The following is a 17,617-nucleotide window of genomic DNA, read 5'->3' on the forward strand; positions in this document are numbered from 1 at the left end:
AGATCAAAATGCAGCTATGGACAAAGGGGGTTCCCCTGTCGGGGAACCCCGGCCACGGCCGGGAGGAGCGAACTACTGCACAACCGCACAAGCTGCGGGAACGGGGAGGGCCGCCGGATGGCGTGGGTGAAGGAGATCAGGGCCGACGAGCAGGTCGACTACCGGCTCAGCCGCCAGGCCGGATGCGGCGTCGTCGACGGCACCGGCCGGGAGATCGAGGGCGGCGAGGACAAGCCGGTCGATTACCGTCTGGAGTCGGATGTGGACGGCGTCCTGGTCTGGGTCGGCTCCGGCCTGGACGACGTCGGCCTCAAGGCCGGCACCGTCATGACCTCCGAAGGAGAGTCCGCCGCCCGCCGTCTGATGAAGGGCTGCCACCCTGCCACCGGCGCCCGGCTCATCACCACCAAGACCTCCGTGACCGCCGACGAGAAGGCCACGCTCACCGTCGCGCCACTGGTGCGCGCCATCGAGGAGAAGGCCGCCGAGGAAGGCGTCGAGGCGTCCGCGCTGCTGGACGGCAAACCCAAGCAGCAACGGCTGCTCGCGCAGCAGCGACGCATGGTGAACCGGAAGGGCGAGGGGCAGCGCCTACACGTGGAGACCGTGCGCAAACTTGCCCGCGCCACCGGCATCGACCTCGACGCGGTGTACGGCAAGGAGGCGGTCGCGTACGCGTGGGCGAACAAGGACCTGCGCACCGACACCCGCGTTCGCGGGTGGGACCTCGTACTCGACCTGACCAAGTCCGACAGCACCCTGGACGGCCTGCTGCCCGACCTCGACGAGAAGACGTTCCGCGAGATCGTCCACCAGGCGAAGGACGAGACGCTGCGGATGGCGGAGCAACTGGTCGGCTACGCGGTCGGCAGCGAGGACGGTGAGCCGGTGCGGATCGCGACCGGCGGTCTGCTCGGCTGGTCCGTCGAGCACCGTGCCTCCCGCCCGATGGGCGACGGACAGCCCGGTGATCCGCACCTTCACCTGCACGTCGTCATCGCGAACATGGCGCAGTGCGAAGACGGGAAGTGGCGCAGCATCGCCAACTCCGGGAAGGACCTCTACCGGCACGCCGCCGTCCTCGACGCCGCCTTCAAGGGACGCGTCCGCCAGCTCACGTACGAGCATTTCGGCGTACGGCGGGTACAGGCGGAGAAGACGCGCGCGTGGGAGATCGAGGGCATCCCCGAGCACCTGCGCGATACGTTCAGCCGGCGCGCGGCCCGGGTGAACGAACTCGCCGGTGAGGACGCCTCCCGTGAGGACAAGATGCGCGTCTCCGCCAAGACGCGTCACGCCAAGCACGCGGCCGACGCGAACGCGATGCGTACCAGCTGGAGGCAGCGCGCCGAAGCGCTGGGCATCGACGTGGACGCGATGGTCGCCGAGGCGGCACCCGGCCCGCCCGGCCCCGACGGCGGAGCAGGCGTCGCCGGGCCCGACGGGCCGCGCATCCCGCCGCCCAGCGACATCGCCGCCGTGGTGTTCGATCCCGAGACCGGCGTCACCGCGAGCAAGAAAGAGTTCACCCGGGCCGCGCTGATGGCCGCCGTCATCAACGCGCTGCCGTACGGATTCGGCAGTGCCGACCTCACCGAACTCCAGCGCCTGGTGGACGACGTCCTGCGCGTCGAGGGGTACGCCGTGGCGTTGCCGCACGTCGGCTCCAAGGTGATGAGCAGCACCGACCGGTACACCACCCGCGACATCCTCGACGCCGAGGAGATCGTCACCTCCCAGGCCCTGGCCCGGTTCGACGAGGGGGCGGTGAAGCTGACCGCCGAGCAGGCCGCCGCCGCCGTGTCCGTCTTCGAGGTCGCCAACGGCTTCGCCCTCTCGGACGAACAGCGCGCCGCGATCGAACGGACGCTGACCGCCGGGCACGGCATCGACGCCCACATCGGCGCCGCCGGCACCGGCAAGTCCACGCTCATGGAAGCCTGCCGCATCGCCTGGGACGCCACCGGCCACACCTACGCCGGCGCCACCGTCTCCGCGGTCGCGGCCAAGTCGCTGGACGACGCCTCCGGCATCCCGGCCCGCTCGATCGCCTCCTGGCTCCAGCAAATCCGCGACGGGCAGGGGCTCACCGGCGTCGACGTCCTGGTCATCGACGAGGCCACCATGTCCAACGACCGGCAGGCCGCCGCCCTGATGAAGGAGGCCGAGCGGACCGGCACGAAGATCGTGGCGATCGGCGACCCGAAGCAGCTCCAGGCGATCGGTCCCGGCGGATGGTTCAAGGAGGTCCACCGAATCGTCGACGGCCTGGTCCTCACCGAGAACCGGCGCCAGCGCAACACTGCCGAACGCGCCGCCCTGGAGGTGTGGCGCACCGGCGACCACGAGCAGGCCCTGCGCATCCTGGCCGACACCGGCAGGGTCCACGCCACCGAAAGCGCCATCGAGGCCCATACCCAAATTCTGACCACCTGGGACGAGGTACGCACCCGCTGGAGCGACCCGCACGACCTGATCGAGTCGCTGACCGTGCTGGCCGCCAAGAATGCGGACGTCGACGTGCTGAACCTGGGGGCGCAGCAGATCCGCCGGCAGCGCGGCGAGCTCGGAGCCGAGTACCGGTACGCCCTGTCCGGCGGCGCGGAGCTCAACCTCGCCGTGGGCGACCTGGTCCGCGTACGGCAGAACGACTACCGATCCCGTCGTGGCGAGGGCCCCGACGTCCTCAACGGGTACCGGGCCGTGGTCACGGCGATCGACGCCGACCACCGCGTCGAGATCACCTGGCGCGACAAGAAGTCGGGCGACACGGTGTCGGCCGGGTACGACGCGAAGGCCATCAGTTCCGGCTCCCTCTCCCTGGGCTACGCGATGACGGTCGCCGCGAGCCAGGGCCTCACCAGCGAGGTCAGCCTGCTGTACGGGCACGGCAGCAACGCCTTCGCGACCTACCCGGGCATCACCCGGGGCCGCGTCGAGAACCACCTCTGGCTGCCGCTCGCCGCCATCGAGGACGAGGACACCCAGGCCCGCCTCGGCGCAGCCCGTACCGAGACCGAACGCCTGCAGCGCGCAGTCACCGAGTTCGCGAAGTTCCTCGGACAGGAGCGGGGCGACTACATGGTCTCCGACCTCCTGCGCGAACCGCCGGCCCCCGCCCGTGTGCCAGAGCAGGCGACCGTGGGCGAGCGCGAGCTGGCCCGGGAGGAGTCGGAGGCCGCCCTGCGACGAGCCCACGCGGCGACAGCCGTCTCCCCCGGCCGGGCGCACGACGCGTACGAGCAGGCGCAGCTGCTCGCCGCCGAGGAGCGCGAGGACACCACGGCTTCCGTCGAGCCCGTCGTGCAGCTCCAGCCCGGCAACGAGGACGACGTCCGGGAGCGGTCCGCCAGTGAGAAGCGCCTGGCCGAGGCTCAGCGGCAGCGCGAGATGGCGTCCGTGCAGTCCTGGAAGCACCGGCCGTACGGCAAGCGGTCGGACGCCGGACTGGCCCGGCTGATCGGTCTGGCCCACGAGTCGGCAGGGATGTCCGAGCGCGGCGCGGCTGAGGCTGCGGAGATGGCGCGCGTCCTTGAGGAGCGTCTCGCCGAGGAGAAGGAGTCCGGGCAGACCCGCGGGCAGGCGTTCGTCGCCGCAGCCGCCACCGTGCTGGACCAGGCGGAGGCGAAGGCGAAGAAGGCAGTCGAGGAGGCAGGCCGGGCGATCACCGCGCGGGCAGCGGCAGAGCAGAAGGACACCCACCTGCGCGCCTACCTGGAGCCCAAGCGGGACCTGAGCTTCTTCGAGCGGCGTCGCGCCGGTGTCACCCTGAAGCAGCTGGAGGCCGACATCTCCGAGGTGTCGGCCGAGCGCGCGGCCCTGCGGACCGAGGCGGACCGGGCGCAGACTGCGGCCCGTGATGCCCGCGAGGCGGCATGGCAGCTGGTACGCGACAGCAACTTCGCCGGACAGTTCCGCGACCTCGACGCCGACAAGCCCTCCCCGAAGAACACCGACATCGTCATCGCGCGGCTGGCCACGATGCGCGAGCGGCTGCCCGACATCGAAATGCGCCTGGACCGCCGCGACGCCCAGGCGCTGGCCCGACTGCAGGGCGAGGTCACCACGTACACCGGCGCGGCCGCCCGCAGCCGCAGGACCGTCGCCACCGGGCAGGCCGAGCAGGTTTTGCGCAAGACCATCGCCACGAAGTACCCCGAGCTGCACGCCGTCGAGACCACGGCCCGCCGGTCGCACATCGTCGAGCAGAAACGCGCGGCCGCCGACCAGTTCCGGGCCCGGGCACAGGAGTCGGCCGGCTACCACCGGCAGCCGCCCTCCCAGGGGCGTGGAGGGCCGTCCATGGGGCGGTGAGCCCGGTGCGCTGACCTCTCCGGCCCCTCACGCCCCCGCGAGGTGATTACTGATTCCTGGCAGGAGATTCCGGTGGGATGAATTTCCTCGCAGAAATCCGCGAAAACACCGCAGGATTGTGGAGCGAAATTCAGATCACTGGGGGAATTCAGATCACTGCGTGACTTCACGCGTCTTTCCGTCTTCGTGCGGCGTGCTGACCTGGGGTTTTATAGGATGTGTCAGCAATTTCGGCGGACGTGCGTTCTTCGCCGTTAGTACCGGATCGCGGCCAGGCACTAGGCTCGTATCGATCGCGCCCTGCGTCGGCTAACTGACGGAGGGAGACCTCGTTGCGGCCCCATGCTTGCCGGCCTGGGCTGCGCCCCGAGATCTCCCTCTCGCTGCCGTAGGGCTCCGTACCTATGTGAGGAGCACGAACCCGTGACACCTACCGACCGTACTACCCGAGAGTCCCGGCTGCGGACCGCCCTGGTCTGGGGCGTCATGACGACCGCAGCCGCGTCCATCGCCACCACCGCCTTCCTGGCCTACGAGGGACTGGACCAGGCCGCCACCGCGGTGGCCGCCTCCGGGGCCGCAGCGACCGCCATCGGCGGAGCCTGGGCGTACGCCCGCCCGCGCGAGGTGGCCACCGCGACGGTGGCCCATGGCTCGGACGGCGGAGACAGGCCCGTTGGACCTAATGGGGACAACTCCGCCTGATCAGTAGGGGAAGCCCCCGGCGGTGCTCGCAGGAGCAGCTGCCGGGGGCTTCGTCGTCGCCCGGGCCCACGGGGGGAGGCGCCGGGAGACGGTCAGGGGGACGGAGCGGCGGGCGCGGTCTCGGGGCCCTGGTCCGTCAGCCGGTCGAGCCGGGCGTACAGCGAGCGGACGACCTGGGCGCGCTCCTGGACGCACTGCACCGTGCCCTTCAGCGGGGCGCCCAGGCGCTGGTCCGCTTCGGTGAGGACCATGTCGGCGAGCGCCCGCCGTCCGCTGGACTCCGGCAGCTGCTTCGCGAGCCGCCGTACGTCGGCGGCGACCTCGCGGGCGTGTCCGGTCAGCTGCAGGGCGAGCTGCTCGCAGTCGCTGGCCGGGAGCGACTGCGAGCCGGCCCAGGCGAGCACCGCCGTGACGAGGCACTCGTACGGGCCCCGGTCGAGCGGGAGCTCCGCGGCGACCGCGTCCTGGTGCAGGACCTGGTGGGTACTGGTCATGAGGCGGCAGCCTCTTTGCGGGCCGCGCCGGTCAGGGCGCGCAGGTGGTGGGCGAGCCGGTCGGGGCGGACCAGGGGATAGGGGGCGCTGCGCGGCGGGCTGACCCAGTGGGCGACCAGGGTGCCGTGCTCGGTGGTGGGCATCAGGAGCTGGAAGCCGGCACCGAGGACCCGTACTCCGGGGAGGCCGGCGGCCGCGGACCCGGTGCCGGGCGGCACCAGGACGTACAGCTGGTCACGCAGGTGGTCGGCGAGCACCGGGTAGCCACACCGCGGCCCGGCGCGCATGGCGACCAGCGCCTCCAGGCCGACCGCCATCGGGGAGATCGCGACGGCGTCCCAGCTGTACCCGCACGCCACCGAGTGCGGTCGACGCCCCGGCCCCACAGGGCCCTGAGGTGGTCGTTGGGCTACGCGAGCCGGTGCCAGACCGGCGCGGAGCGCTGCGTGCCGTTCGCCACGGCGTCCTCCCTGACTGCTTTTCAGCTTCCCTCCAGACAACGCCTCCACGAACGGGTGGGATCAGGGCAGAAGGCGGGCAAGTCCCAGCCGGGAGGCGGACAGTTTTACCTACGCGGACCAGGTCTCTGGGCTACCGTCGCCACCTCAACCAGCAGCCACCGGGGGCTTGATGGACACACTGAGGAACGCCCTCTTCGAGGCCCTGCTGCGCGAGTACGGCTACACCCACCGGTCCCTGGCCGCCGAGGTCAACCGGGTCTCCGAAGGCATCTACGGGCGGCCCGACGCGGCGACCGACCGGGATGTGCGGCGGTGGGTCTCCGGCGCCGTACGGTGGCCGACCGGCCGCTACCTTCTGCCTCTCACCCAGATGTTCGACCGGCCGCCCGAGGCCATGGGATTCGTGCCGCGCGGCCGCTCCAGCCGCCTGCCCCGGCACGGCCAGGGCAGGGGGAACCCGTGAAGCGCCGCGAATTCCTGACCGCGTCCACCGCCGTGACCCTGTCCCTCGTACTCCGGCTGGAGGAGACGCCGGTGCGCGGACGCCTCACGATGGCGGACATCGACCGCATCACCGCGACCATCGGCAGGCTCGACGCGCACTTCACCGGGATCGGCGGCGGGGCGCTGCTGACCGTCGCCACCGCCTACATCTCCCGGCTGCGCGACGCCGTCGACGGCTGCACCTACGGCCCCCGCGTCGAGGAGCGCCTGCACAGCGCGATCAGCGGCCTGTACTCCTCCGCCGGGTGGGCCGCCCACGACTCCGGCGACGGCACAGCCGCCCGGCTCCACCACGCCGCCGCCCTGCAGAGCGCGATCCTGGCCCAGGACCCCGGCGCCCAGGCCCGCGCCTGGTCCAACCTGTCCCTGCAGTCCCGCGCCGAAGGCCGGCACCGCGAGGCCCTGAGCATCACCCGGGCCACCCTGAACAGCAGGAAGGCCCGCCAGGACCCCCGCATCAGCGCCCTGCTCCACTCCCGCCTCGCCATCGGCCACGCCCGCCTCGGGGACCGCCGGGCCACCGCCCGCGCCCTCCTGGCCGCCGAAACCGCGTACGACCGGTTCGACACCGCCGCGCCCGCCCCGGCCTGGCTGCGCTTCCTGGACGCCGCCGAGATCGCCGGACTGGCCGCCATCGCCCACCAGGCCACGGGCCAGCTGCCGGATGCGGAGATCGCCACCGCCGAGGCCCTGAGACTGCTGGGCCCGTCCATGCACCGCAACCGCGCGTACTACGGCGTGCAGCTCGCCGAACTCCAGCTCGCCCAGGGCGACACCACCCGGGCCAGGGCGACCGCCGCGTCGGTCGACACCGTGGCGGTCAGCAGCCCCCGCATCGCAGACCGCCTTGCCACCGTCCACCGCCTGCTCGCCACCGCATAGGAGACCGCCCGCATGACCACCGGCGTAGAGATCCGCCACTACACCGGCGACCAGGCCGCCGAACTGCGCCCGCTGCTCCTCGACGTGTACACCGAGGTCTACGCGGCCGCAGCGCAGAGCGACCCCTTCGCCTCCACGGAGCGCTTCGCCGACGGACTCGACAACTGGTCCGCCCGCCCGGGCTGGAGCTGCGTCGTCGGCTACGACGGCGACCAGCCGGTCGGCTACGCGTACGGAGCGCCGCTGCCCGAGGGCGCCCGCTGGTGGGGCGGCCTGCTCACCGACGTCCCCGCCGGCGTCACCGCCGAGACCGGCATCCGCACCTACGCGCTCTCCGAGCTGATGGTCCGTACCCCGTGGCGCAAGACCGGCACCGCCCGCCAGCTGCACTCCGCACTGCTCTCCCCGCGCCGCGAGGAACGCGCCACCCTCCTCGTCGACCAGACCCACCCCAAGGTCCACGCCCTGTACGAGAGCTGGGGATGGCAGACCCTCGGCGCCCTCCGCCCCCGCATCCCCGACGCCCCGCTCTTCCACGCCATGCTGCTGCCTCTCCCACAGGCCAGCGACTATTAGACCCATTCGGTCCAACAGGTCTGCGTGGGCGGCTGGACCCCTGCCTTGTAGGTGCGTAGGTAGCCAAGGATGGATCTATGTAGGGATCCTTGTATCGATGCGTCCGTCCCTGTACGCATCGGTCCCCGAAGGCGCCGGGCACCTGGCGGCCGTGACCGCGAAGCGTCAACCGTCCGATAACGGCGTGGCCCGGGCGGGCGACCTTCGTGCGCCGATCGACGTACCCCGCTGCTCCATCTGGGGGACGCCGTGTCAGAGCCCGTCTCTACGGTGCGGCACATGACTGAACTGCTGCCGCTGTGCGAGGCCCGGACCGCCCTCTCGCCCATCGAGACCATCTTCCTGACGAGCCTCCCGGAACCGGCCCACGAGCTTGTCGAGACACCCCGGTGCGAACTGCATGACGACCACCCCGGCGTCCACATGGCGTTGGCGCAGGAGTCCGCCAAGGACTCGTGGTGGCTGGTGTGGGCCCCCGGGAACGCCCAGCTGATCGCCCGGGGTCAGAAGATCGACCGCCGCCTGCACGAGATGGACAACTGCCCCGCCGTAGAAGAAGGCGGCGCTGAGGACGAGTGCCTCCTGGCCGTGCGGCACCCGGGAGCCCATAGCTTCGAGATGGAGACCAGCGGCTCGCGCGAGCCGTCCGCCTTCTACCGGAAGAAGATGCTGGCCGCGCTGCGGGAGGACCTGGACGACAAGGCCCGCGCAGACCTGGAGGAGATGGAATCCTTGCTCTCGGTCTCCGGAGACCCGCTGCCACTGATCACCGAGGACGAGGCTCTCGTCATCGCGATGCTGCTGGGGCAAGCTGCTCAGAGCGACTGGCTGGTGGAGGAACTGGTGCTCCAGCTCGCCGAGCGTATGGAGAGCAGGCTCGACGCCTTGGCCCGCTGAGTGCCCGGTTTGCCGCCGCGTTTCCTCCTGCTTCTCCTGGCGGTGGTGAGTAGGCGACCAATGAGGTGGCGACATACGGTGTCCGCGAATTGCGTACACCGGAGAGTGTCCGGATTTCCCGACACAGCGCTCTGAAGTGTCGGGAAATCCAGACACAAGGAGACCGCTGTGTCGGGATGCGCCGACACAGCGCTCCTAGATGTCCTCCCGCCCGTCGTCCACCGTCAGGACGAGATCGCGCACGGTCGGGAGCTGCTGCTTGACCAGAACGAGCAGCCGTTCGAGCCACAGACGCTGGAAGTAGTCCATGTCCTTCTCGCTGGCCACGCCGATCAGCACGGTGTCCGCGATTCTGCACATAGCCGTGGCGCGCGTGAGGGCCAACCGGTGCTCATCGTCAGGGTTCCCGGTGTCGATGAACCCGGAGATCACCTTCGCCCACACCCCTTCCAGTTCCGGCTGCGAGGTGCCCGGGCCGGGTGCGCGTGTCGGCGTCGGGCGTGCCTCCGACGGCTGGTTGAACCAGGGCGACGCCGGAAGGGGCGGTGCGGCGGGGCACGTACCAGCGTCGACCAGCTCGATGAGGTAGGCCGTGCCGCCGACCTCAGTCAGGCGGCCCCGCCGGTGCAGGTGCACGCCAACGGCGATCGGGTCGACCGGCTGCCCCGCCGCGTGCACCGCGAGGACCGAGGTGTAGACGATGGCGAGCGGGCCGGGTAGGTCCTCCGGCAGCAGGGCGGCCGCCGCCTCGGGAATCGAACCGGGTTCGGCGAGCATCCGGCCCACCAGAGCGCGCTGAGTGGCATCGCTGCCCTCTGGAGCGGCGGAAACGACGGCGGGTGTGGTCATGGTCCTGCTCTCTGCGGACATGTGGTGGTCACGGCGGGCTGACGCCCGCCGTGACCACCGAGCGTAGGGCGGCCGGTAACTACTGGGGCCCTTTGTGCCCGTCGGCGGTACGTCAGAGCTTGGCTTGCTGATCACAGCTTGACGTGCGTGGCATCCAGGCTGTCGTCGATCCGGTACGTGACGCCGGTCGTCTGGCCGGCCTCGGCGTCCGGGTCGATCAGGTTCACGAACTCGACCAGCTTGTTGTAGAGCCGGCTGCACCGGGCGGAGGCCGCGACGTCCTCCTCCTTCGCTCCCTCATGCAGCGAGCTCAGAAGCTGAGTCAGGTTGTGGCCGGAGAGAAGTACCTGCTGCATCCCGGTCCTGGCCGTGCCGCTGGGGAGCTTCTTGATCCGTCCTTCCGGCAGGTTCGGGTCAACGGTGAAGTTCGTCTGTTCGGCCCATGTCGGCGCCCAGGAGGCGGTGAGGGGAGGTTTGACGCTTTGGGTCCACTCGGGCTTCCACTGGCCGAAGGCGCGGGTGGCCATGAAGGTCCAGGTGTCCTCATGGCAGACCAGGGTCAGATAGGAGACGCTGGCGGCCGCCTTCACGTTCGCGTTGTGCACGGCCAGGTCGACGGCGTTCTCCGCGACCGCTTTCTGCCGGGCGGCCCGGTCCTCCTCACGCCACCGCTTCTCCTGCTCCCACTGCTCCAGCTCGATCCGCCGCCGGGCGGCCTGGTTGGCCCGGTACTCCTCGCGCCACGTCTTGAGCATGCTCCCGCTCCCTGGGTTGTTGCTGAAAGTGATCCAAGTGTGTCGCTCCGTATCGGGTGCCGGAAGTCCGCTTTCGGTTCCTCGTGGCTCAACATGCACATCTGGTGGGCAAGGCCGTCAGGGCTCACGGGCCGCAATGCCCCCGACAGGTCCCGCGAAGCGCGGAGGCCGCTTCGGCAGGACCGGCCCCTTTGGTCAAAAAATCGAACATGCGATCTAATCGCATGCATGGACGCCACTTCCTTCCCGCGCGACCTCATGGAGGACCAGACCGCCTGGTACGTCACGTACAGCCAGCTCGCCACCGCGTCGGCGAATCAGAGCCCGACTGCGGGACGGTCTCGCCTGCAGGAGTTGTCGCGCCGTATCGCTGCCCACCTGTACTGGGGGACCCCGGCGGGAACGCCCCGGGCTCGGATGGAACTCAAGGAAGCGGCCCGAGCGGCCGCGCAGCGACACGCGGCGCCCGCGATCCGGCGCACCGTTGCGTAGTCGCGGTGGAGGCCGGAGCGCGGCCCCCGTTGCGGGCCAGGCTCGACGCCCTCCATGCCGACGGCTGGTCAGCCCTGGTTGGGGCTGTTAGACCCAACGGGCCCAATCAGAGGTCCGTGCGTTTCAGCACAGGATGTGCCGCCGGGCCCTCGCCAGCAGCGGGTCCAGCGGACGGCGGCACACCTCGCATCGCAGACCCCCCGCTGGCACCGGCGGCAGAGGCGCAGGAGCCGGCGCCCTGGCCGCTCGTTCCTGAGACTCGCGGACCGCCCGCAGGTACCGGGCCTCACTGTCCTTCCACCGCTTCGCCTCCTCCCGTGTCTCCCGCTGGGAGTCGAGCAACCGCCTCCGCAGGTCCTCCGGCAGCACCGCACCGCCCGGCCCCAGCCCCAGCGTGCCGAGCGGCATCGTCACCCGCTCCAGCTCATCCAGGGCGCACGGCGGGTGGTGCAGCCCGAACACCGCCAGGTCCGGCGCCTGCCACCACTGGTGCACACGCGCGTGCGGCCGCCCCAGCGACGTCGCCGCCTCCCGCTTCGAGACGGAGTAGAACCACACCGGCAGGCCCTCGTCGAGCACGATGTGCGGGAAGTGCACCCGCGGCCGCCAGAACCAGACGTCGACGATGCCCTGGCGCGCGTAGTCCCGGTGACGGGCCCGCCACCCCTCGTCCGTCATGAGCTTGCGCTGCGCCTCCAGCGCGATCTTCGTGCCGTCCCGCAGCAGCACCTCGACGTCGGCTCGCCGGTCGCGGTCCTCCGTCCACTGCTCCAGCCTCACCCGGTCCACCCCGGGCCGGGACCAGGCCCAGGCCGCCAGGAGGTGCTTGGTCGTGATGTGCCAGACCGTCTCCGGTCCGTGGCCACCGGTCGGCGCCTGCCCGGGCGGGTGCGCGAAGTGCCGGCGGACCTTCCCGCCCAACCGCCCCCGCGTCACCAGCGGCACCCGGGTACCCGCCGGGGCCTCGAACCCGTGGAAGCAGTAGAAGCACACCAGCTGACCCGTCCCGCCGTACCCGAGCCGCTTCCAGTGCTCCGGCGCCCGCTCCGAGACATGTACCTCCCGACGCGTCTCCAGGTCGAACCCCACCACCAGTAAGTCGTCCTGCACGCTGCGCCCCTCCCCCTCGCTCTCCCCCGGTTGCTGCCGTTTACGGAGGCCGGGGAAACCCGCCGCCCCGCAAGACATGCCAGCCCGGCAGGTGTTCGCCGCCTTGCTGCACCAGCGGGTCCTTCACCAGGTCCTCCATCGGGTGGTGGACGACTGCCGTGGCCGCCGGTGTCCTCTTCGCAGGTCAGGCTCCCTTTCACGTCACCACGAACCGGGTGGCCGTGCGCCAAGTAGAGGGAGAGGGAAGGGCAGTGGAGGCGAAGGTGAAGCCGGGGACGGAGACGTACCGGGAGCGGGCGGAACGTCGGCGACGGGTGCGCGGCACGGGCGAGGCCTGGGGCGACGGGTGGCAGCGCACCGAGGCCAACGAGCAGCTGCTTCGACTGGCCACCCGATACAGCACGCTGACACTTCACCAGGCCGCAGCCGCGTGCTGGGGCGGACGGATCGAGGCCGCCCGGCTGCGGGTCCGGCTCATGGCGGAGGCCGGGCTGCTGCACCGCACCGCGGAAGCCCGGTGGGCGGGCACCGTGGTGTGGACCACCGAGCGCGGCGCGCAGATCGCCGGCACCGGCCTGTCGGCGCCGAACCGTCCGGGAGAGCGGCTGCTGCACCGCCTGGCCCTCGCCGACGTCGGGATCGGCATGGAGGCGACCGGGCGCACGGTCCTCACGGAACGGGAGGTGCGCACGGCCGAAGCTCCTGGCGGAGTTCGGCGTGCTCCATCTGCCTACGGGGGCCTGGCGAGGGAATCTGCTCGCCGTCCCGGCCGGGGCCCGGGCGGTGCGCTGGCCGGACCTGGTGGTGGTGCTGCCCGACGGCCGCCTGGTCGCCGTCGAGGTGGAGCTCACGCCGAAGCCGGCGGCCGCGCTGCGTACGATCCTGCGCGCGTACCGCCAGGCCGGACGCCGGGTCCTCTACCTGGGGACGGAGCCGGTCGTACGCCAGCTCCGGGGGCGGCCCGGCCCGGAAGGCTGGATCAGCGGCGTCGCCGAGGAGATGCTCCTGCTGCCGCGCGGCGGAGCCGCCCCGGCGCCCGGCAGTCCCCTGCAGGTGCGGCCGCTGCCCGTGAAGGATCCGCTGGTCGCCACGCGTCCCGCCACCGCCGCCCGGCGTGACGAGACCGGCGGGCACCGGCCAACCCACGTACCCACGTACGTGGGTACGTACATAAATAAGTACGTACGAGACCGGCTGCCGGGGTGGATATCCGCTGCTCACAGCCGTATCCACCCCGTATCCAGCACCATTGCCGTACGGCGGGAGCGGGTCAACCCTCGCGGTGCGCGGCCTCGCCCAGGGCCTGCAGAATCAGCCGCAGTTCGCTCTCGTCCACGGCCCGGATTACCTCACCGAGCTGCACCGGGCAGCGGGAGACCAAGGATGCGGCGGTCTCCAGTACGGCCATCTCGCTGGGGGTGTGGGGGTGGGGAGAGACGTTCGGCAGGGCAGGGGCGCGGATCTCCATGGGAGACGGCTGTCCGGACCGAAGTCCGGGCGGGCTCTGTCCGCGAATTGCGTACGGCTCCAATGACCGTTCCCCCGGACGATTCATGGCCTGACGCGCATGGCGGTCAGCTCCGGCTTCGGACTCAAAGCCGGTCCGCGAGACGCTCCAGCGGACAGTTCGCCAGGTCGCGGCCGCAGCGCTCGCAGCCCCGGCGTGGCCCGCTCTGCGCAAGCACCTGGTGACGGTGGAACGGGCGGGGCAGGATCCGGTCGATGTTCTGGCTACGGTGGCCGCGCGCCGGGAGTTGGGCTCAGCGGACTCGGTGGCCGAGGTGCTTACATGGCGCCTTGAGGGATGGCAGCGCCACCAGTTGTCGGCGCCGTACTTGCCCGTCGCCGACGACTACGGGAGGCGCCGACCGTACCGGTGCGGTCCGTAAGGCGGCGGCGCCTGGGCCGCGTCGACCGCCGGGCGACGAGCAGCGCATGGGACCGAGGCGGTCCCGATAGCGAGGGGAGCGGGACATGGCAACACCATCACCCGAGGAGCAGGCGGGAGAGGCCTTCACGGCGGCCGCCGCCGAGGCGGTGCAGACATCCGTGATGGCGTTCCGGCTGATGATGGCCATCGCTGATGCGGTGCGTCGCCAGCAGCAGAAGGCGGCGGGCAAGGAGGAGGAGCTGCCGCCGGCGGAGAAGGCGTCGTCCGAGGCCGCCGAGAAGGTGAAGAAGTTCCTGTCGCCGGACATCGGTACGGCGCTGCTGAACGGTGCGGACTGGCCGCAGCTCGCCCAGCAGCTGATGGCGCTGAGCACCGCCGGGGTGGACCTGGAGGCGTTGCTGCCGCGCGTCGCGGAGATCACGGTGACCGTACGGGACGCGGTTGCCGCGAACGCCGCCCAGGTAGCACGCGAGGGCACCGAGAAGTGGGAGAACCTGCTGCGCGAGACGCTGCCTACGGGCCCGGTGCGGGAGGCGATCTTGTCGTCTCCGGCCTGGCCCGGCATGGCGGCGACCATGGCGAAGCTGGATGAGAAGGGTGTCGACGTACGCGGAGTGCTCAGCGCCGCCCACGAGGAAGGGCTCGGCGTCGACCGGGCGGTGGCAAAGGTCCTTGGTACGCCGGAGGCGCCGACGACGAGCCGGGATGCGCTGCTCTCGTACGGTCCGCTGACGGCCGGGCTGGACGTCCCGAAGAACCTCAACCTGGAGAACCGGGGGAAGGCCCTGGTGCAGCTCGGCATCCGGGACGCGAACGTACGCAACGTGCGGCTGGTGCGTGAGGCGATGCCGGGGCGGGAGCGGGAGGCCGACCTCCTGGTGAGCGCCAGGCAGTGGCCGCTGGTGTCCCTGCGGATGGCGGAGATGGAGAAGAGAGGCGAGCCGGTGAAGGACCACCTCGCCCGCCTGATGAAGGACACCTCGTGGGAGACGGGCGCGGGAGCTGTGGGAACCCGTTTGGTGAAGGCCACCGCCGACGCCCTGACCCGTCCGTTGGGAGAGGGCCCGGAGGCGTCACGGGTGAAGATCAGCACATCGGCGGCCAGATCGTCGTCGCCGAGCGTGGGACCTACTAAGGCGCCCACGGCCAAGGGCGCCGCACCGGCGTCGTCGGGGGGCGCCGCGCACCGTGAGACCGGTCCGGCGCCGGCACGAGGCAAGACCCGGTAGCACCGGTTGTGGGCGCCCGTCACAGCGGTCAACTGCTGTGACGGGCTCGCGCGATACTGCGGGCATGACGACGAAGAAGACGCCGATCCTGAGTACCGTCCTGTTAGCGCTGCTGTCTCTGGCGCTCCTTGGCATATTCGTGTTGCTGCTCTGGAGGGGCCCGTGGTGGTTCGACGGAGCCCACCTGCGGACGAAGGATCTGGAGCCTGCCGACGGGGTGGTCATCACGGGCTTCCGGACCGTCCTCGTAGCCGTGGGCGTCGCGGTCACCGCCGCCGTCGGCTTGGTCTACACGCACCGCAGCCACAGGACCGCGCTGGAGCTGCTGGAGCACACCCGTACAAAGGACCGCGAGCAGGCGGACCTGACCCGCGAGGGCCAGATCACCGACCGGTACGTCGAAGCGATCAAGCTTCTGGCGGCGAGCGGACCGGACGGGCTGACAGAGCGCCTCGGTGGCATTTACGCCCTTGAGCGCATCATGAACGACTCGGCGAAGGACCATCCGACGGTGGTCCAGGTCCTCGCCTCCTTCGTACGGCAGCACGTGTCCATCCCGGATAGATGGGAGGCGCGGGATCCCGAAGGAGTGCTGCCGGACGTTACGGACGATGTCCAGGCGGCGGTCACCGCCCTGGGGCGTCGGCCTCCCCGTGAAGAGAAAGACCCGATCAACCTCAACTACACGTCTCTGCGCGCATGCGATCTGTCGAATGGACGGTTTGAACGGGCCCTCTTTCAGAGGGTCGATTTCACCGCTGCAAGCCTGATGGGGGCGGACCTGCGTAGGGCTGATCTTGCTGGCGCGAAGCTCGCCCATGCGTACTTCATGGACACTGATCTTCGAGGTGCACGGCTGGTGGGTTACGAGGACGCCGAGGTAAGGGTGACTGAATTGATGTGGACCATCGTGGACATGAGCACCAAAATGCCCGAAGGGCTCGCGACGGACCCGGCCGTGCAGCGAATGATGCACCCAAGTGGGGCGTCGGAGGAGGGCTAGGGGCGGGTGGCGCCAAGGTAGTCGCGTTCCGGCATGGCAGAGGCCAGGGGGACGAGCTCGACCGTCTTGCCGGTGCGGGGTGCGTGGAGGACTCGGCCTTCTCCTGCGTACAGGCCGACGTGATAGATGAAGCCGCTGCTGTTGGACCAGAAGAGCAGGTCGCCCGGTTTGAGGTCGCTGCGGGAGACGGGGCGGTCGGAGGTGGCGCCGTACTGGGCGGCGGCGGTACGGGGGAGCTTGACGGAGGGCCAGTAGGCGTACTGGGTGAGCGAGGAGCAGTCGAAGCCGGTGGTGGTGGAGGCGGCGCAGCGTCCGTTCTGGTAGCCGTTGAGACCGTCGCAGAATCCGGTGGAGGGTCCGGAGGGGCTGCCGCCGCCGTAGGCGTACGGGGTGCCGAGGCGGGTGGAGGCCTTGCGCAGGGCGTCGGGGCCGGTCCCGGTGCCGGTGAAGGCGACGGGGACCAGGGCCGGGCCCTGGAAGCGGGTCATGGTGGAGAGGATCAGACGTACGTAGTTGTACGTCTCGCCGTTCGCGAAGCTCTCCGGGGGGACGCCGCGGTACTGCTGGACGCGGCCCCATCCGGCGTTGTAGCCGGCGAGCGCGAGCGCGCGGGGACCGCCGGGGTAGCCGGAGGTGGCGGCCTGGCGGAGCAGGGAACACATCATGCGGCCCTGCGCCATGACGGCGTCGCCGATGTCCCACGGGGAGTTGCGGCCGTTGCCGTCGGCGTCGCGGCCCCAGGTCGCCCAGGTGCCGGGCATGAACTGTGCGGGTCCTTGCGCGCCGACGCTGCTGGTGGCCTCGGCGATCGAGGTCTTGAACTTGGACTCCTGGTAGAGCTGCGCGGGCGAGCAGGGCCGGAGTCATCGCGGGTTCTTTGCAGTCGGCATCCGCCTTCAGAATCCACTCGCGGAACTCTGCGGGGACACCCTGCAATCCGCTGCCGCCGTTGGTCGCGTCCATGGTCGAGGATTCGTCGTCGATGACGAGGACCGCGATGCCGATGACGATCAGCAGGATGAGGCCTATGGCGCCTGCGACGGCTCCGATGATCACCTTCACGTGCTATCCCCCCGTGTTTTTCTGTTCTGCCCCGCGCCGGTTGTGTGACTTTCTGGCGTACTAGATCACGGTCTGGTCAGGGTGTGCGCCCCTATTGCGTACCGGCCCGGGCCGTAGCTCGGGACGGGGTTTGACGTAGAGTCGGCTTTCCGGTCCTCGCGGGGAGCGGCTTCGCTCGGCGAAACGCCGAACCGGCGGCTCTGTGCAGTGGTTCGCGGGACCGTTGGCGACTCGGGGGTGTGGCTGATGAGGACAGATGCTGACGCGGTGGAGAGCGCCGCCCGCACTGGTGGAGATCCGGCCAATGTCTTGAAATGCCTCCTGCTTCGCTGGTGCGCCCCGCCGATTTCCGTATTGCTGTAGGGCTGCATCTGCGGCCTGACCTCCCGTCAC

16 protein-coding genes are annotated in these 17,617 nt (G+C 70.6%); 9 read left to right on the forward strand and 7 right to left on the reverse strand.

What is annotated here, in order from left to right; translation table 11 throughout:
* Positions 1–117: 117 nt before the first annotated feature.
* Together mobF and GTY67_RS34325 are read left to right on the forward strand one after the other, a co-directional pair.
* The gene (mobF, locus tag GTY67_RS34320; RefSeq protein WP_161281753.1) at positions 118–4,314 is read left to right on the forward strand and encodes a MobF family relaxase; all 4,197 of its coding nucleotides are present in this window, start codon (positions 118–120) and stop codon (positions 4,312–4,314) included.
* A 423-nt stretch (positions 4,315–4,737) separates the two neighbouring features.
* Positions 4,738–5,019, forward strand: a complete 282-nt coding sequence (locus GTY67_RS34325) for a hypothetical protein (RefSeq protein WP_161281754.1) — start codon at positions 4,738–4,740, stop codon at positions 5,017–5,019.
* Positions 5,020–5,111: 92 nt separating this feature from the next.
* Here GTY67_RS34325 and GTY67_RS34330 read toward each other — a convergent pair whose 3' ends face one another.
* Together GTY67_RS34330 and GTY67_RS34335 are read right to left on the reverse strand one after the other, a co-directional pair.
* Positions 5,112–5,513 (reverse strand): DUF6415 family natural product biosynthesis protein, encoded by a 402-nt coding sequence (locus GTY67_RS34330; RefSeq protein WP_161281755.1) that lies wholly within the window; start codon positions 5,511–5,513, stop codon positions 5,112–5,114.
* Positions 5,510–5,872 carry a hypothetical protein gene (locus tag GTY67_RS34335; protein WP_202462761.1) on the reverse strand — a complete coding sequence of 121 codons (363 nt, stop codon included), beginning with the start codon at positions 5,870–5,872 and terminating at the stop codon, positions 5,510–5,512. Before GTY67_RS34335 ends, GTY67_RS34330 begins: the two co-directional genes overlap by 4 nt.
* Before the next feature lie 271 nt (positions 5,873–6,143).
* On the opposite strand from GTY67_RS34335, the gene GTY67_RS34340 reads away from it, so the two are divergent.
* The 4 genes from GTY67_RS34340 to GTY67_RS34355 all read left to right on the forward strand — a co-directional run bounded on the left by GTY67_RS34340 (position 6,144) and on the right by GTY67_RS34355 (position 8,833).
* On the forward strand, positions 6,144–6,437 hold the full coding sequence (locus tag GTY67_RS34340; protein ID WP_161281756.1) for a hypothetical protein: 294 nt from the start codon (positions 6,144–6,146) through the stop codon (positions 6,435–6,437).
* Positions 6,434–7,360, forward strand: a complete 927-nt coding sequence (locus GTY67_RS34345) for a hypothetical protein (RefSeq protein ID WP_161281757.1) — start codon at positions 6,434–6,436, stop codon at positions 7,358–7,360. The genes GTY67_RS34340 and GTY67_RS34345 overlap by 4 nt, the downstream gene beginning before the upstream one ends.
* A gap of 12 nt (positions 7,361–7,372) precedes the next feature.
* Positions 7,373–7,936, forward strand: coding sequence for a GNAT family N-acetyltransferase (locus tag GTY67_RS34350; RefSeq protein WP_161281758.1), 564 nt, complete (start codon positions 7,373–7,375; stop codon positions 7,934–7,936).
* 279 nt (positions 7,937–8,215) lie between these two features.
* Positions 8,216–8,833: a hypothetical protein gene (locus GTY67_RS34355; RefSeq protein WP_161281759.1), complete on the forward strand. Its 618-nt coding sequence runs from the start codon at positions 8,216–8,218 to the stop codon at positions 8,831–8,833.
* A gap of 195 nt (positions 8,834–9,028) precedes the next feature.
* Here the strand turns inward: GTY67_RS34355 and GTY67_RS34360 are convergent, their stop codons facing one another.
* Both GTY67_RS34360 and GTY67_RS34365 read right to left on the reverse strand, forming a co-directional pair.
* A complete protein-coding gene (locus tag GTY67_RS34360) occupies positions 9,029–9,682 on the reverse strand; it encodes a DnaB-like helicase N-terminal domain-containing protein (protein WP_161281760.1) in 654 nt (217 codons plus the stop codon).
* 131 nt (positions 9,683–9,813) lie between these two features.
* Complete coding sequence (locus GTY67_RS34365; protein WP_161281761.1) at positions 9,814–10,437, reverse strand: hypothetical protein; 624 nt, start codon at positions 10,435–10,437, stop codon at positions 9,814–9,816.
* Positions 10,438–10,665: 228 nt separating this feature from the next.
* On the opposite strand from GTY67_RS34365, the gene GTY67_RS34370 reads away from it, so the two are divergent.
* On the forward strand, positions 10,666–10,929 hold the full coding sequence (locus tag GTY67_RS34370; protein WP_161281689.1) for a hypothetical protein: 264 nt from the start codon (positions 10,666–10,668) through the stop codon (positions 10,927–10,929).
* 123 nt (positions 10,930–11,052) lie between these two features.
* On the opposite strand, the gene GTY67_RS34375 is transcribed toward GTY67_RS34370, so the two are convergent.
* Both GTY67_RS34375 and GTY67_RS34380 read right to left on the reverse strand, forming a co-directional pair.
* Entirely contained in the window at positions 11,053–12,039 is a 987-nt protein-coding gene (locus GTY67_RS34375) for a competence protein CoiA family protein (RefSeq protein WP_161281690.1), read from the reverse strand.
* Positions 12,040–13,309: 1,270 nt separating this feature from the next.
* Positions 13,310–13,507 (reverse strand): hypothetical protein, encoded by a 198-nt coding sequence (locus GTY67_RS34380; RefSeq protein WP_161281691.1) that lies wholly within the window; start codon positions 13,505–13,507, stop codon positions 13,310–13,312.
* 506 nt (positions 13,508–14,013) lie between these two features.
* Between GTY67_RS34380 and GTY67_RS34385 the strand changes: the two genes are divergently transcribed.
* A complete protein-coding gene (locus tag GTY67_RS34385; RefSeq protein WP_161281692.1) occupies positions 14,014–15,159 on the forward strand; it encodes a hypothetical protein in 1,146 nt (381 codons plus the stop codon).
* 64 nt (positions 15,160–15,223) lie between these two features.
* A complete protein-coding gene (locus GTY67_RS34390) occupies positions 15,224–16,162 on the forward strand; it encodes a pentapeptide repeat-containing protein (protein ID WP_161281693.1) in 939 nt (312 codons plus the stop codon).
* Here the strand turns inward: GTY67_RS34390 and GTY67_RS34395 are convergent.
* Entirely contained in the window at positions 16,159–16,971 is an 813-nt protein-coding gene (locus GTY67_RS34395; protein WP_343238819.1) for a bifunctional lytic transglycosylase/C40 family peptidase, read from the reverse strand. The two genes, GTY67_RS34390 and GTY67_RS34395, sit on opposite strands and share 4 nt — an antisense overlap.
* Between the last annotated feature and the right edge of the window lie 646 nt (positions 16,972–17,617).

Source organism: Streptomyces sp. SID8374, assembly GCF_009865135.1.
GTDB lineage: Bacteria > Actinomycetota > Actinomycetes > Streptomycetales > Streptomycetaceae > Streptomyces.

Coding starts and splice junctions, on each gene's coding strand:
- mobF (WP_161281753.1), top strand. CDS start 118: ATGGCGTGGGTGAAGGAGATCAGGGCCGACGAGCAGGTCGACTACCGG.
- GTY67_RS34330 (WP_161281755.1), bottom strand. CDS start 5,513: ATGACCAGTACCCACCAGGTCCTGCACCAGGACGCGGTCGCCGCGGAG.
- GTY67_RS34340 (WP_161281756.1), top strand. CDS start 6,144: ATGGACACACTGAGGAACGCCCTCTTCGAGGCCCTGCTGCGCGAGTAC.
- GTY67_RS34350 (WP_161281758.1), top strand. CDS start 7,373: ATGACCACCGGCGTAGAGATCCGCCACTACACCGGCGACCAGGCCGCC.
- GTY67_RS34355 (WP_161281759.1), top strand. CDS start 8,216: ATGACTGAACTGCTGCCGCTGTGCGAGGCCCGGACCGCCCTCTCGCCC.
- GTY67_RS34360 (WP_161281760.1), bottom strand. CDS start 9,682: ATGACCACACCCGCCGTCGTTTCCGCCGCTCCAGAGGGCAGCGATGCC.
- GTY67_RS34365 (WP_161281761.1), bottom strand. CDS start 10,437: ATGCTCAAGACGTGGCGCGAGGAGTACCGGGCCAACCAGGCCGCCCGG.
- GTY67_RS34370 (WP_161281689.1), top strand. CDS start 10,666: ATGGACGCCACTTCCTTCCCGCGCGACCTCATGGAGGACCAGACCGCC.
- GTY67_RS34380 (WP_161281691.1), bottom strand. CDS start 13,507: ATGGAGATCCGCGCCCCTGCCCTGCCGAACGTCTCTCCCCACCCCCAC.
- GTY67_RS34385 (WP_161281692.1), top strand. CDS start 14,014: ATGGCAACACCATCACCCGAGGAGCAGGCGGGAGAGGCCTTCACGGCG.
- GTY67_RS34390 (WP_161281693.1), top strand. CDS start 15,224: ATGACGACGAAGAAGACGCCGATCCTGAGTACCGTCCTGTTAGCGCTG.